This is a genomic window from Shewanella surugensis (assembly GCF_023284005.1).
In the GTDB taxonomy this organism is placed as follows: Bacteria; Pseudomonadota; Gammaproteobacteria; order Enterobacterales; family Shewanellaceae; genus Shewanella; species Shewanella surugensis.
Map to the genome: position 1 here is coordinate 1 of NZ_JAKIKS010000071.1, position 15,635 is coordinate 15,635.

Genomic DNA, 15,635 nt, shown 5'->3' on the forward strand with positions numbered 1-15,635 from the left:
ATGGTTATCTTGCCATGATTTTATCACTTTTGATGCACTCAAAGAGAGTGTAAAAAACATCATGGATAATTATCCGTCAAAATATACGATAACTTTTAGTTAAGCACTTAGCTCGCTGGTATTCATTAAGGTGTCATTGGCTTGGATGCTGCTTGATAAAAATGCAGCAAACAGAGAAATAATGACAAATTGTTTTTTTAGAGATAACATTTTTACTTCGCCTTCCAGTAATACCCGTGATACTTCAAGATGCCTGTTTTCAGAGTGCGTAAAAGGGCGTAATTCAAGGCGCATTATTGTAGCAATGCTTATTGCCTTTTAAGATGATGCAACACAGAAGTCGGTACTTTTACGCATTGCCAAAGGGCGGGTTAAAAAGCGTCTTATACTGCGTTACTGAACATTGGCTTAAAATCACTAGGCGCTCTGTTCAAAGCTTTGTCTAAAAGGCTTTTCATTCCAGCTGAATCTTGCATCTTGAAGTATCATGGGTATCGTATATAAAATGCATTACCCTATTTAAAAAGGGTAATGTTTGCAGTCATTGCGATAGCGCGAAATTTACACAAAAAAACTGGATTTTACAAAGGATAAAATGTAACAATTAGGATTAGAAAAACTAATCCAAAAATGAGAGCTTGATCACTATGGCAAAACGACTACCGCCGCTGAATGCGGTGAAAGCATTTGAAGCCGCAGCAAGGCAGTTAAGTTTTACCCGAGCAGGAGAAGAATTGTTTGTGACACAGGCCGCGGTAAGTCACCAAATAAAGGCTTTAGAAGAGTTTTTGGGACTAAAACTGTTTCGCCGAAAGAACCGGTCCTTGTTATTAACGGAAGAAGGTCAGAGTTATTTTTTAGATATAAAAGATCTCTTTGTACAGTTATCTGCAGCGACCGACCGTTTATTAGCAAGAAGTGCCATAGGATCATTAACCGTGAGTACTTCCCCTAGTTTTGCTATTCAATGGTTAGTGCCTAGATTAGCCAAGTTTAGCGAGAAAAACCCCGATATCGATGTACGAATAAAAGCGGTTGATAATGAGCAGAGCTCACTTAACGATGATGTGGATGTGGCGATTTATTACGGGCAAGGCCACTGGCCGGGAGTGCTGGCGGATAAATTACGCAACGAAGTGCTGATCCCTGTTTGTTCCCCGATGTTACTCAAAGGGCCTAAACCGCTTAATACCCCTGCAGATTTAAAACTTCATACCTTATTGCATGATGCCAGCCGCCAAGATTGGCAAGCGTGGTTTAAGCAAACGGGGGTTACCGATATTAATGTCAATCAAGGCCCTATTTTTAGCCATTCTTCATTAGTATTACAAGCGGCGGCGTATGGACAAGGTGTTGCGTTAGGTTACAGTGTATTAGCCAGTCCCGATATTAAAGCTGGACGGCTCATTTGTCCTTTTCCTGATGTGCTTGTGAGCAAAAATGCCTATTATCTAGTGTGTGAACAAAGTCAGGCCGAGGTGGGTAAAATAACGGCATTTAGAGAATGGATGCTCGGCATGTTCGAAGAGGAATCTCGCAGTGAATTATTACCCGGATAAAGGATAAAGAATTAATAGTGAATGATGTAATAGTGAATAGTGTCATTGAGGCTGATATCGAATACCTTGTCAATGGCTCCGGTTGCGATGTGTTGGTCATCTTTGCCCATGGTGCGGGTGCCAATATGCATTCTGAGTTTATGGAGCAGCTGGCACAAGGCGTTGGAGCGAATGATGTGCAAGTGGTGCGGTTTAATTTCCCCTATATGCGGGCGAATGTACTCGATGGTAAAAGACGACCACCAGACAGAGCCGTGAAAATCATACTTGATTTTAATCAACAAATTAAGTTATTAAAAAATAAGTTTTGTCCGAAAAAAGTGATCTTAATGGGCAAGTCCATGGGCGGACGAATGTCAGCGATAGTGGCGGCTGATACGTCAGTGGATGGGGTCATTTGTTTAGGCTATCCGTTCATTCCCTTAAAAGGTGGCGATCCAAGATTAGCCCCTATTGTGGAATGTGCAGCGCCATTGCTGGTTGTACAAGGAGAAAGGGATAAATTTGGCAATAAAGGAGCGGTTAACACTTGGCCAGAAATGGAAAAGGTCAATGTACATTGGTTAACGGATGGCGATCATAGTTTTAAACCTCGAAAAGCCTCAGGGTTAACTCTTGAAGCCAATATGGCGTTGGCGATAGCACATTGTCAGCAATTTATAGAAAAGATTAAGGGGAGTTAAGATGCGCAGTGGTTTTTTATTATTAGCGGGTTTAAGTGGTTTTATGGCCGTTTCTCTAGGTGCTTTTGGCGCACATAGTTTAAAAGATATGGCCTCTGTTGAGATGATCCGTATCTTTAATCTCGGGGTTGAGTATCAGTTTTATCATACCTTTGCTCTGATTGCGGTGGCTTTTGCCGGACATTGGCTACCGTCAAAAGTATTGGATTGGGCCGGTTACCTCTTTTTGCTGGGGATCGTGCTTTTTTCTGGATCGCTGTATGCCTATGCGTTGACACAAAACGCTTGGCTTGGGGCGGTGACGCCTTTGGGAGGGTTATCTTTTTTACTCGGTTGGTTATTGATTGCTGTTGCGGTATGGCGTAATAGAGTGAATGAGTTTAAGTAAACCGAGTTCAGGTTAAGTCACCAGCTTGATTAACGAGTTAGCTTAGCATAACAGTACACAGGCTCTTATACCCAAGTGAATAGATACAGTGTAAAATAGCGAGCAATTATTGATGGTCATATTGATCATGTTCAGGAAGCCTAATGATAAACCTATTTTTATTTTGCCGTGCAGGCTATGAGAAAGAGTGTGCGGCAGAAATTCAAGATCGTGCCGATCTGTTAAGTATCGGTGGATTTGTAAAAACAAAGAACAATGACGCTTATGTCATTTTCCAATGTTTTAATAAAGGCGATGCTGATGTTTTGGCTAAAAAAATTACTTTAGATTCATTGATTTTTGCGCGTCAAATGTTTGCCGCAAAAGAGTTACTGACTCATTTACCCGAAACAGATAGAGCCACGCCGATTGTCGAGGCGTTATCGGGTGTGAGTAAAGCGGGTGAGTTGAGAGTGGAGACGCCTGATACCAATGAAGCGAAAGAGCGTTCAGCTTTTTGTCGTAAGTTTACGGTTCCTTTACGTCAAGCATTGAAAAAATCAGGGCGTTTACTGGCGAAAGAAAACCCTAAACGTCCTATTATTCATGTTTGTTTCGTCGCATCGGGCACCGCTTATGTGGGGTATTCCTTGAGTCAGAATAGCTCTCCTTATTTTATGGGGATCCCAAGGCTGAAGATAGCCTCTGATGCACCGAGCCGTTCTACGTTAAAGTTAGATGAAGCTTTTGGGCATTTCATCCCAAAAGAAGAGCAAGAAACCCGTTTAAGCAGTGGCATGAATGCCGTTGATTTAGGGGCGTGTCCAGGTGGCTGGACTTATCAATTAGTGCGCCGCGGGATGTTTGTTGCGGCAGTTGATAATGGCCCTATGGATGAAGCGTTGATGGAAACGGGGCAAGTAAAGCATTACCAAGCGGATGGTTTCAGGTTTGAACCGCCAAGAAAGAATATATATTGGTTGGTATGTGATATGGTGGAAAAGCCTTCACGAGTCGCAGAACTCATTGAAGGATGGGCAATTAATGGCTGGTTTAAAGAAGCTATTTTTAACCTTAAGTTGCCAATGAAAAGCCGTTATAAAGAAGTGAGTGTGATTTTATCGACATTATCAGAGATATTAAAAGAAAATGACATCACTGATTTTAGCGTGGCCTGCAAGCACCTTTATCATGATCGTGATGAAGTGACAGTACACTTGTGTTTGCGTCCTAATTCTGCGCACTAGAATGAACCTTGCTATTGCTTGCTTTAATCAATTTGTGTGAGAGCCTATTTATGACGTACACCGGGCAGTATTTTCAGTTTTGACTGAAATGATTTCATTGAAGTGATTAGAAGCAAATAAAAAAGCCTCAAGTTAAACTTGAGGCTTTTTTTGTCATGACTTTATGCGTTGATGATATTCAGCGTATCAGGCTTAAAGACGTTCGATAACCGCTTGAGTAAAGTCGGTTGTGCCATGGGTACCGCCTAAATCGCGTGTGGTACGGTCGCCTTCAGCAATCACGGCTGAAATCGCACTGCGAATAAGCTCGGCTTTATCAGCCATGCCTAAATATTCCAACATTTGAATAGAAGCTAATACAACCGATGTTGGGTTGGCTAAGTTTTTACCCGCAATATCAGGTGCACTACCATGAACGGCTTCAAATATCGCCGCATCACGACCAATATTCGCGCCAGGAGCCATGCCTAAACCACCGACCAGCCCAGCACAAAGATCCGATAAGATATCACCAAATAAATTAGTGGTCACAATCACATCAAAGTTTTCAGGGTTCATGACCAGTTTCATACACGTCGCATCAACGATCATCTCTTCGGTGATTATATCAGGGTAGCGTTCGCTAACCTCACGAGCCACTTTTAAAAATAAGCCTGATGTAGACTTCATGATATTGGCTTTATGAACGATAGTGACTTTTTTACGCTTTTCTTTACGTGCTAACTCATAAGCAAAAGTGGCGATTTGTTCTGCACCTTTACGCGTAATAATACTGGTCGCTTCGGCCGTTGAACCATCTTCAGAAAGAGTTTGCCCTAGACCTGAATACATACCCTCAGTATTTTCACGCACAGTGATGATATCAATATCTTCGTAACGGGCTTGAGTGCCCTTAAAAGACTTCACTGGGCGAACGTTAGCATATAAACAGAACTTTTTACGCAAGCTGACATTAATAGAGGTAAAACCGCCACCGACAGGCGTGGTCAGGGGCCCTTTTAATGTGATACGATTTTTTTCAATTAAATCTAAGGTGCGTTGTGGCACGAGTTCGCCGTGCTTTTCAAGTGCCGTTAAGCCTGCATCGGCGAATTCATATTCGAAGTTACAACCAGCCTTATCAAGAATTTTGATAGCTGAGTCTATGATACTCGGTCCAATCCCGTCACCTGGGATCACCGTAATGGTTCTTTTTGTCATGTTAATCCTACCGCCCTTAGGCGCTACTGCTAATATCGGTCAGTGTATGAAGACACAGACTAGCGATTTAAATTTTTTAAGGTCTTCGATATTTTAACGACTTTCGTCTTACTTTTACAGGAAATAGTGAGTAAAATCACATTTTATAAGCAAATAATCATTTATTGAAAGTGATTAATGATGGATTATCTGCTAGGTATCCTAAAGCTGATGAGTCTTGCTTGAGGGCATGAGTTCATTTTAGTTGAAAATAACAACAATAATAATGGAGAAGACATTGAAGTCACCAATAATGCATTTTTTTGTACTGATTTCCCTGATAGCGCTTCCTTTATGGGGACAGGCAGCGGCTCAAAGAGTCACGCCAAGTGAGATAATGGGGTTTGAAGCACTGGATAAACCCGTTATTTCAGATGATGGCGTCATTCTGGCCGTTGAAGTGAAGCCCGATAGAGGTGACAGTCATGTTTTAGTTAAAAACATTAACACGCAGCAGTCTTTTACTTTAGCAGGTGGCATAAAGCCAAGAATAAGCCATGATGGGCGTTTTGTGCTGGCCGAAAAACCGCCGACATTATGGCTACTCGAAACGACGCCTAAGGCTAAAAAAGAAAAATTACCCTCTGGATTGATTTTATTGGATACGGTGACGGGTCAAATAACACAGTTTGACGATGTTAAGCAGGCTGAGTTTAATGAGCAAGGCTCATCTTTCGCGCTGTGGTTTAATCCAAAGCAAGATAAATCACCAGCAGAAGATAAAGAAGCTCATTCGTTATCGTTAGAGGTCAATGAATTTGATAAAGGCAGTTCATTGCTTTTATTGAACTTGATGACAGGGCAGAGACTGACCATCGATCATGTGTCGGCCTTCAGATTCGATAAACAAGGGCACACATTAGCGGTTGCTCAAAATGATATCACGCATCAATTTCATCAAGTTGGATTGGTGGATTTAGCGGCACTGAAGCTTCAAGTTGTTAAGTCTTCAAGCAACAAGCAGATAGGTCATGTTGCATTGAGTGATAATGGTCAATATTTTTCTTGGACATGGGGAGAGGCTGAAGTGCCCCCATTTGGCCGTGAATATGCGTTATCCATTATGGATAGAAAACTGAAAACCATAACGTTAATAACTGATGCAAATAAAGATCATTGGACCCTAAATCGCTATAGTGCATTGCAGTTCTCGACAGACAGTCAGCGCTTATTTCTGGGGCGAGTCCCGCAAGTCGCTCCTGAACCGATGTTAAAGTCTGTTGCAACACAGCAAGATTTATTTAATATTGAGATGCTTCGCCAGCAACGAGATTTAGTGGTGTGGCAAGGCGATGATGAGCGTATTAAGCCTCACGAAATAAAGGAATATGATAAAGAGTTAACGCGTAACTATCTGGCTGTGTTACATTTAAAAAGTCATCAGTTAGTCCAATTATCCGATCAAAAGGTACCAGATTTAGCGCAAACGGATCTGGAGGAAACGCCGTTCACTGCAAGCCTATTAGCAGCGAAACGTTACGTGTTGGCCAGTTCAGATTTGCCCTATCGTAAGATGATCACTTGGGCTGGATTTTATCGTGATTTTTATCTAGTGGATCTTAATACGGGCCATAAACAACGTATATTGACGCAGCAACCCAGTGAGCAAGTGCCGAGCTTATCACCGAAGGAAAAATGGATACTTTATTATCAGCAAGGCAACGTATTTTTATATGACATTGTTAAGATAAAGCGGTTTAATTTAACCAGCCAATTAAAGGTGCCTTTTGCTGATGAAGATCATGATTATCCTTCTAATGCGCCTAATTATGGTTTTGGTCCATGGCTAGCTGATGATTCGGCAGTGCTGGTTTATGATAAATATGATATTTGGCAGTTTAATAGCGATTCTCATACTGGGTTGATGTTAACCGCAGGAGAGGGGCGAGAGCAAAAAATTCAGTATCGATTAGTGGATGTAAAGGATGAGACCCAGTTACCTCAAACCTTAGTGAAAGATGAGCCCATTCTATTGCATGGCTATAATGAACAGACAAAAGGGGATGGCTTCTATGTAGCAAAAGTGAGCCAGAAGGGGGTTAAGACGCTGATGTCGGGTGATTATAAGTTGACCGCTTTGGCTCAAAGTAAAGATGCTGATAGGTTGGTTTATTCAAAACAGCGCTATGATTTATTTCCTGATCTGTATACTTCGAACATGTTGTCACCGCAAATCAATGTGAAGCAAACCGACTTTGATGCCCAAAAACGTCGCCTTGCTTGGGGGCAAGCTGAATTAGTGCATTGGACGAATGGAGATGGACAACCACTTGATGGGGTCTTTATTAAACCCAGCCACTATGTTGAAGGTCAATCCTACCCCGTTATTGTGTATTTCTATCGTTTTATGAGTGATAGGTTACATGTTTTTCCTGATATGAAATTGAATCACAGACCTAACTTTGCTTGGTTTGCCGATAATGGCTATGGGATCTTTTTACCCGATATTCGTTTTGAAATTGGCCGTCCCGGTGATGCCTCGGTACGTGCGTTAACTTCGGGGGTGCAACATTTGATTGATATGGGCCTGGCTAAACCGGATGCGATAGGCCTACAAGGTCATTCTTGGGCTGGATATCAAACTGCATACGTCATCACACAAACGCCTTTATTTAAGGCCGCAGTTTCGGGTGCACCTGTGTCTAATATGACCAGTGCTTATAGTGGTATTCGACATGGGACGGGACTGGCAAGGCAATTTCAATATGAAACAGGACAGAGCCGGATCGGTAAAAGCCTGTATCAAGCGCCGCTGGATTATGTCGAGAACTCGCCGGTGTTTTACGCCGATAAAATTCAAACACCTTTGATGTTAATGTTTGGTGATAAAGATGAAGCAGTGCCTTGGGAGCAAGGGATTGAAATGTATTTGGCTATGCGTCGGTTAGGTAAACCTGTGGTATTTTTACAATATAAAGATGAGCCACATCATTTGAAAAAATACCCTAATAAAGTCGACTATAGTCTGCGTATGATGGCGTATTTTGACCATTATTTGAAAGAAAAACCGGCTCCTGAATGGATAATGCAAGGGGAAGCGTACCAAGAGTATCAAAGAGACTAGCGAGCCATTCGCTTTTTTTTATCACACCCACATAGCAGCTTGATCATTCTATCGAGCTGTATTGGCCATGGTCAATATTGTCAGTCATAAAATTTAATCAAGGAGAGGCGGTAGTGTCAGAAGGATTATCTATAAACCAGAATGTAAACACCGAGGTGAAAAGTCATACTCATGTTGAAGTTCTGCCTATTTTAAAAACGGCTAGATTGTATCTTACGTTATTGTTGCCTGAGCAATATGCATTGTTGGCCGCTTATTATCAAGATAATCAGTCTCACCTTGCTCCGTGGGAACCGAAGCGTTCAGTCGATTATTTTATCGATGCTAATATACAAACACGACTGAACGATAATTTACGGGCTTACTTTCAAGAGAAGGCTGTGCATTGGGTCGCATTTCAACATCAGGATGTGAGCTCGACAAATCGCTTGAATCAAGGCTTATTGAGTTTAAGCCTTGATGCTAAAGTGATTGGCGTATGTAATTTTACTAATATTATTCAAGGTCCTTTTCAAGCCTGCCATTTAGGTTATTCTTTAGCCGCAGCCTATCAAGAGCAAGGTTACATGCAAGAGATGTTAGCAGCGTCGATAGCATATGCTTTTGATGAGTTAAAGCTACATCGCATAATGGCGAACTATCTTCCTGCCAATACTAAAAGTGCAGTATTGCTTAACAAATTGGGTTTTGAAAAAGAAGGCCTAGCACGTGATTATTTACACATTGCAGGAAAGTGGCAAGATCATGTTTTAACGTCAAAAATAAATAATAAATCAGCGCCATAGAGAGAATATTATGAGTGCGACTTAGGTGTCCACATTCAAGCTCAAAAACTGCTGGTATGCTGTTTTCCCCCAAGCTATGAGTTTTCCAGCTTTAAACAATAATGGCGTACACTCATCTTTGGTGGTGATGCCATCTGATAGACTGTGTTGAGTGCGATAAAATAGCACTTGCATGGCGATTTCTTTTGAGAGTTTTGCTTCAGAATAATCGGCAACGCCTAATGTTGTTCTGATCTGCGTGATATCACTGCCTAAAGAGAGCTGCGCGATGTGATGTAAGTTGTAGGCTTGTCTGTCTTGCCAATCTTTATCATCGGCGATAGGTTCATAGGCAATGACGACAAACGCGACAAAGAGTAAATATACACTAAAGAGGCTACCAATAAACAGCGGCAATTTTGATTTCATTTGTGTTAACCATCCCTGATATTTTTTGAATTAATATACTGTGATCTTTTCGAACAGTAAAGCTTCACGGCACTAAAGTGAATGCCTATTTGGGCGCGAGTCTAAATTGATTTAGATTCACATTCAGCGGGAGATCAGTTTGCAATTGAATGAGTTTATAACTGAGTCTGGCTAAGGTCTTACCTGTCGCTAATTTTTGTGCCTGTTTTGTGCCTATTTCATCGAGGGAACGATAAATATTACCTAAGGTTCGGAAGGTTTTTAATAGTTCAGAGGCTGATTTTGGACCGATGCCAGGCACACCTGGAATTTTATTGCCGCTGTCTCCTGCTAAGGCGAGATAGTCTAAAAATTGAGTTCGCTCGACACCCAATTTTTCTTCTCTGGCTTCAAGCGTTAAAAAGGTTTTATTAAAATGATCCCAAAGTTGAATATGGGGGTGCGTTAATTGATTAAAGCCTTTGTCTGTGGAGACGATAATCGCCTTCCCTTGTGCTTGCGTTAATTTAGTGGCTAATGTTGCAATCACATCATCAGCTTCACTTAGGGCATCAATAGACTGAATATGATGAGCTTGTAAGTAGGATTTTATATTGGGTAGCCCTTTGTCAAGTGCATCTGGCATAGGCTTACGGCCTTTCTTATAATCTTCGAATAGGCGTTTGCGCCATGACATGGCTTTACCATCCCAAACAATTGAGACATGAGTGGGTTGATGGAATCGAATGAGCTTTTGGCAAGAACGATTAATTTGCTCTTGTAATCCATCAATATTGGTTTCATCTGGTTGCGCTGCATGCATACGCCTAACGAGATTCATACCATCAATGATTAAAAATACATTCATTAGTGTTGTCATCGATTTGAGTGAAAGGGGGAGTTGTCTTGTGTTGCTTTATTGATTATATCAATAGTTTGCAATATTTTCATCTTGTCATTTTCATCTTGTCATCCTCAAGTAATCTGAATTGGCTATGTTCAAGTTACTTGAGGAGACTTTATCTTATGTGGCTATCTTGTTTGTAACATCAACTATTCCTTTAATGGCCATGGGTAATATCATAACAAGGCACATAAAGTGTACCTGCCAGCTTCATTCTTTGCTGCTCGACAAATGCAGAAAGTAAGGTATCCATTAATATCATCAGTTTGGGATCGCCTTTTAATTGGAAGGGGCCTTGTTTTTCAATACTATTCACGGTTTCCATTTTCACATTACCGGCCACAATACCGGAAAAGGCTTGGCGCAAATTAGCGGCTAGTTTTGCTTTATCTGATTGAAAATGAAGATCTAATTTCGCCATGTTTTCATGGGTAGGTTGGAAGGGGAATTGAAATTCAGGATTGATTTTTAGTGTCCAATGATATTGATAAGAATCACCTATTTTCTTTCTAAATTTCTTTATTGTTTCCATGCCTTCTTTTTGGATCATAGCGACCTCAGCCGGATTATCGATAATGATCTGGTATTTATCTTGCGCCTCTTTTCCAAGCGTGGCACCAATAAAGGCATCGACATGAGTGAAGTAGTCAGCACTTTCTTTAGGGCCAGTTAAAATGAGTGGAAAAGGTAAGTCTTGGTTATCTTTATGCAGCAATATCCCTAATAAATAGAGTAATTCTTCTGTCGTGCCTGCGCCGCCTGGAAAAATAATAAATCCATGACCTAAACGAACAAAAGCTTCTAGACGTTTTTCAATATCAGGTAAAATCACCAGCTCATTGACGATATGATTTGGTGGCTCGGCGGCAATGATATTAGGTTCCGTTAAGCCTATATAGCGAGCATGGTTGACCTGTTGCTTTGCATGGCCAACCGTTGCGCCTTTCATTGGACCTTCCATTGCGCCTGGGCCGCATCCTGTACAAATATCGAGTTCTCTGAGGCCTAATTCGTGTCCGACGGCTTTAGTATATTGAAATTCTGTATTATTAATACTGTGTCCGCCCCAACACACCACAATATTAGGATCAAACAAAGGCATAGCGTGGGCGTTACGTAAAATATCAAATACTGAGTTGGTAATGTGATCGGAATGAGTGAGATCAATATGATCTAACTGTGCAAACTTATCATTGAGGTAAATGATATCATTGAGGTAAATGATATCTCTGAGAACAGAAAATAAATGTTCTTGAATGCTGGCAATGATTTTACCGTCCACAAATGCAGCGGTGGGTGGGTTGATAAGCTCTATTTTAATCCCGCGTTCTTTTTGCAGGACATTGATTTTAAAACCTTCGAATTGGTTGAATAGTTTTTGGCTATTATCACATTTTATACCGGATGCGAGTACGGCAAGTGAGCAATTTCGATACAGTTGATAAAGCTCACTTTGTGCATTTTGTTTTAGGCGTGCAACTTCCAATTGTGAAAGCTGCTCCATACTGCCTTTTGGACTGATCCTAACTATCATAGCAACTCCTTAGCAGTTACTGATGATCATTATCTCCAAACAATCCCATGTAATACACGGATTATATTGAAGTTGCTATTGTTTGTAAGTCAATGATCACCTTGTCTCTGCTTTCTTTTTTGGCTCGGTATAGTGCAGCATCTGCTCGCTCGAATGTATCTTGTATGGTTTCATTTTCTAAAATTTTTGCTGCACCTATAGATACTGTAACCGTGATCTGCTGATTTTTGAATTTAAATGGGATATTTTTTATTTTTTTTCGTAAGCGATTGAGTAATACATCAAGATGATTGACTGAAAGTTGCGGAATCAGTAATACAAACTCTTCGCCGCCAAATCGTGCGACAAATTCACTTCCATTAAGGGCATTTTTGAAGGCCATAGAAATGACTTGCAGGGTTTTATCACCTGTGGAATGTCCAAAATTATCATTAATCGATTTAAAATGGTCGATATCGGCAATGATAACCCAAAGTGCTTGTTTATGCCGCTGATAATGACGAAATTCAAGCGACATACGTTCTTCTAATGCGGCTCTATTGGGTAATTGGGTTAAAGGATCGATTAAATTAAATTTCTGTTGTTCAAACAAGCCTTGTTTATAGATCGCTATTTCTGTATGTAATCCATCCATTTGTTTTTTCATCGCAGCAAAAGAGCGGATCATCACTTTAATGGATTGGGCTTCCTGTGCTTGCTTTTGATTAAGTTCAATATGCAGTTTGGAAACCTGTTCAATCAGTTTGACCTTTAACTCATCGATGTCATCAATATGAATGAGATGATTTTCTATGGCGTTGACTTTATGACACATACTGTCATGGAGTTCAGTATTATTGGCATACTGATTTTGTGTATGTTCATGGGTATTATCCGCTATGTTAGTCATGGCGAGTAAAGTATCTTCGAGCGTAAAAAGAAAGGCTTGAGAAGCAGATTGGTCGGTATCAATGTTTTCTTGTAATAAGCGGATAAAAGATCTGTTAATGTAAAGTGACCCAATAGGATTTCTTTTATTTCGATAATTTTATCCGTTTGATGCTGGTGGAAGCGAATTTCAGAGATGATTTGAGTCAGCTCTATGGCTAATGTTCTAAAGGTTATTTGATTATCTAGCTGTGATTGATTGTCATGATTGATGATTGCATCATAAAAGGCCATCAATTGTTCTAATTGATGAATATAATCTAAAAATGTATGAAAAGGTGTGTTTAGTGCTTTTTTAAAATGGATTAATTCGTGTTGTTGTTTGTGTGTGATCGCATCGTATTTTTCGAGTTGCTTTAAAGAGTTAACCAGTTGTTCCCGATGGGCTTCTAACTGTAGCTTAATATGGCTATCATGCTGTTTGAGTAATGTTTGAATTTTACTTAATTCAGCAAATGATTGTGGCACTTTATTGGGGTCAATAAAGAGTAAACGTAAGTTTGCCAGTTTATTGTCCAATTCAAGGTTGAGTCCTTTGCAGGCTTTGCTCAGATAATTGATAAATTGAAACAGCGTTTGTAAATAGTCATTACTTTTTGGATTGATATCTAATGCTATTAACGTAGGTGTTAAGGTGTCTGATGACGTGTTCATACTGCTGTTTTCTATGCTATTATTCATTGCCATATCCTCTCTTTTTATTCTTATAGTAAGCGGATGTATTTCTTGATGGAATATCTATTGTTAATAGATAATCAAAAATGGTTAAAGATACGAAGAAGTACCTTCTTGATTATTTTTAGGGCCAAATAATACTATTTTTATCGCCATTGGTTTCAATTTTGATCAACCCTCGTTCTATATTCCGTTTCAACTGCTGATAAAGCGGCGAACTAAAAATAGTCGCGGGAGCAAAATCAAATGTCGTCATGGTGACGTAAAAATCTTGCTCTTTGCCTAGGCTCATTGCGCCTGCAAGCATCATCTGTGCGGTACCAAAGTGAGTTTCAATATCAATTTTTATGGCTGGATTAGCATGTAGAGGTAAGTTTAATAATCCAATATGTAAACTCGTTTGCCATTGATGCGCATTAATACAGTTTCTTATGACTTTAATACAATGGCTTGCATCAATATTGCTTGGTATTAATAGTGCAAAAAGTCCAGATCGGATGTGATAGACTTTAGCATTGAGGGCATGGGCAATAGCAGTATGTTGTGACTGATGTAACGTTCGATTATTTTGAAAGCCTAAGCTGAGGTCTGCGTTGAGCTGATCGGTTAACGAGCACAATATGATACTACTGGGCTTATTGAGGTTAGTATTTGATAGTGCTGAAATAAAGGCTCTATAACCAGGAATATTCGCGAGAGGATCGACGCTGAGGTATTGAGATTGTTGAGTCAGTAAGTGTTTCAATTTTTGACGATTACGCCATAGGCCTATATAAGCAACGCTCATAAAAATGAGTAGTCCAACTCCTGTACCAATGAAGAGGTAAAATTGGGTTTGTAAAGGGGGGGCCGTATTATGCAGATGTTTTGCTTTAAAGAGTGTTGATTGCAGTTTTTGCTGGGCAAGAATAGCATTAGAATGGCTATCATTCTTTTTTCCTATCGGGGTGATTGAATCAAGTTGGATCCAAGATTCAAGTGCCGTTAATGCACGAGCAAAATCATTAAGGTGCTTATAAATGGATATTTCAAGTTGAAGTGCTTGTTTTTTTTCATCGAGCAAGTTGAATTTGTTGGCTTTATCATAAGCATTGATAGCAAATCTTCTCGCCATCGGGTATTTTTTGAGTGCGAGAGACACATCAGCTAATAGCAAGTCGTTATACACTAAATAGTGATCTGTTTTTTTTTCTGAAAAGATAATGTCAGCTTTTTTCAAGTAACTAAAGGCTGTTTTATAATCTTCATTTCGAAAATAAGCCTCACCAAGGTTATGGTAATCAATGGCTTGGCCAATATGATTACCCAAGTGAATATCGGATTGTAGTGCGGTTAAATGATAGTCAATAGCGTAGTTCAATTGACCTTTTTCTGAATAAATCATTGCCATGAGCCTGATGGCTGCAATAATCTTGTGTTCTTTTTTTATTTCAGTAAAAACGACAGAGGCCTCTTGAGTATATTTTAATGCATCATCCCATTGGGCTAAGTTTTTATAAACACGTGCGATTTGCATATAAAGTTCAGCACGTAATGCTGGCATTTTGACCTGCCCAGATAGAACAATGGCCTCTGTAAAATGTTCTAATGCTTCCGTTAATTCTTTCTTTTTTTGGTGATAACGACCAAGATAAATTTCAGCCTGAACGATTAAGTAAGAGTTTTCAATGGCAAAAGCCAAGGTTTTACACTGATTCAAATATGAAAGAGAAAGATCATCTTGTCTGATAATGCGATGCATGAGGCCTAAATCTTCATACAGAATGTATTTCAATAAGCGCTCTTTTGGGGAAGCTTGTAGCCCAATTTGATCAAGGGCTTGTTTATATAAGCGAATGGCTGATGAATAGTCTTGTTGAACTCGGCCAATATAGCGACCTTGGAGCATGAGTAGCATACTTTTTTCAAAGGGCGTATCGATAACGACTTCAAGAGAATCAATGATATTTTTGGCAATAGTAAACCGATTGTTAACCTTGATATCGGCGAGCATATAGCCTCTAGCGAGTAACATGAGCTGACTTTTCAGCTGTTGATTATTTAAGTGGCTAGCATTGACTAATCTGGAAAATTCCATTTTATCTTGAAAAGTAAAAGAGGTGGGTAGGCTTTCAAGTGTTTCTTGTAAGACAAGGTTTGGGGTTTCTCTTAACCTCACTTCTTTGGAAAATTCATCATCTGAGATCGCTGAAAAAGAAAATAAAAATAATGCAATGGGAAGTAATAACAACAAGGAACGCATAAAACTGCTAGCCTTTATTCAC

Annotated in this window: 13 protein-coding genes and 1 pseudogene; 6 read left to right on the plus strand and 8 right to left on the minus strand. The window is 40.0% G+C overall.

Annotated elements, in window-relative coordinates:
• Window positions 1–99: 99 nt before the first annotated feature.
• Window positions 100–294 carry a hypothetical protein gene (locus L2764_RS16500; protein WP_248941362.1) on the minus strand — a complete coding sequence of 65 codons (195 nt, stop codon included), beginning with the start codon at window positions 292–294 and terminating at the stop codon, window positions 100–102.
• Window positions 295–647: 353 nt separating this feature from the next.
• On the opposite strand from L2764_RS16500, the gene L2764_RS16505 reads away from it, so the two are divergent.
• The 4 genes from L2764_RS16505 (at window position 648) to rlmM (ending at window position 3,856) form a co-directional block, all read left to right on the plus strand.
• On the plus strand, window positions 648–1,559 hold the full coding sequence (locus L2764_RS16505; RefSeq protein WP_248941363.1) for a transcriptional regulator GcvA: 912 nt from the start codon (window positions 648–650) through the stop codon (window positions 1,557–1,559).
• Between the two features lie 17 nt (window positions 1,560–1,576).
• Entirely contained in the window at window positions 1,577–2,242 is a 666-nt protein-coding gene (locus L2764_RS16510) for an alpha/beta fold hydrolase (RefSeq protein WP_376708436.1), read from the plus strand.
• A gap of 1 nt (window position 2,243) precedes the next feature.
• Entirely contained in the window at window positions 2,244–2,630 is a 387-nt protein-coding gene (locus tag L2764_RS16515) for a DUF423 domain-containing protein (protein WP_248941364.1), read from the plus strand.
• A gap of 143 nt (window positions 2,631–2,773) precedes the next feature.
• Window positions 2,774–3,856, plus strand: a complete 1,083-nt coding sequence (gene rlmM, locus L2764_RS16520; protein ID WP_248941365.1) for a 23S rRNA (cytidine(2498)-2'-O)-methyltransferase RlmM — start codon at window positions 2,774–2,776, stop codon at window positions 3,854–3,856.
• 192 nt (window positions 3,857–4,048) lie between these two features.
• Here the strand turns inward: rlmM and L2764_RS16525 are convergent, their stop codons facing one another.
• Window positions 4,049–5,056, minus strand: coding sequence for an isocitrate dehydrogenase (locus L2764_RS16525; RefSeq protein WP_248941366.1), 1,008 nt, complete (start codon window positions 5,054–5,056; stop codon window positions 4,049–4,051).
• Between the two features lie 265 nt (window positions 5,057–5,321).
• On the opposite strand from L2764_RS16525, the gene L2764_RS16530 reads away from it, so the two are divergent.
• Window positions 5,322–8,159: a S9 family peptidase gene (locus L2764_RS16530; protein ID WP_376708438.1), complete on the plus strand. Its 2,838-nt coding sequence runs from the start codon at window positions 5,322–5,324 to the stop codon at window positions 8,157–8,159.
• 113 nt (window positions 8,160–8,272) lie between these two features.
• Window positions 8,273–8,944: a GNAT family N-acetyltransferase gene (locus L2764_RS16535; RefSeq protein WP_248941367.1), complete on the plus strand. Its 672-nt coding sequence runs from the start codon at window positions 8,273–8,275 to the stop codon at window positions 8,942–8,944.
• A 21-nt stretch (window positions 8,945–8,965) separates the two neighbouring features.
• Here the strand turns inward: L2764_RS16535 and L2764_RS16540 are convergent, their stop codons facing one another.
• The 6 genes and pseudogenes from L2764_RS16540 to L2764_RS16565 all read right to left on the minus strand — a co-directional run bounded on the left by L2764_RS16540 (window position 8,966) and on the right by L2764_RS16565 (window position 15,613).
• Complete coding sequence (locus L2764_RS16540) at window positions 8,966–9,352, minus strand: DUF3192 domain-containing protein (protein ID WP_248941368.1); 387 nt, start codon at window positions 9,350–9,352, stop codon at window positions 8,966–8,968.
• An 85-nt stretch (window positions 9,353–9,437) separates the two neighbouring features.
• Window positions 9,438–10,199, minus strand: coding sequence for a flap endonuclease Xni (xni, locus tag L2764_RS16545; protein ID WP_248941369.1), 762 nt, complete (start codon window positions 10,197–10,199; stop codon window positions 9,438–9,440).
• Between the two features lie 193 nt (window positions 10,200–10,392).
• The gene (gene ppnN, locus L2764_RS16550; protein ID WP_248941370.1) at window positions 10,393–11,769 is read right to left on the minus strand and encodes a nucleotide 5'-monophosphate nucleosidase PpnN; all 1,377 of its coding nucleotides are present in this window, start codon (window positions 11,767–11,769) and stop codon (window positions 10,393–10,395) included.
• 61 nt (window positions 11,770–11,830) lie between these two features.
• Entirely contained in the window at window positions 11,831–12,436 is a 606-nt protein-coding gene (locus L2764_RS16555) for a GGDEF domain-containing protein (protein ID WP_376708439.1), read from the minus strand.
• 24 nt (window positions 12,437–12,460) lie between these two features.
• Window positions 12,461–13,383 (minus strand): annotated as a pseudogene (locus tag L2764_RS16560) (hypothetical protein); the annotation flags it as partial.
• 112 nt (window positions 13,384–13,495) lie between these two features.
• Complete coding sequence (locus tag L2764_RS16565; protein WP_248941373.1) at window positions 13,496–15,613, minus strand: tetratricopeptide repeat protein; 2,118 nt, start codon at window positions 15,611–15,613, stop codon at window positions 13,496–13,498.
• Window positions 15,614–15,635: the final 22 nt, after the last annotated feature.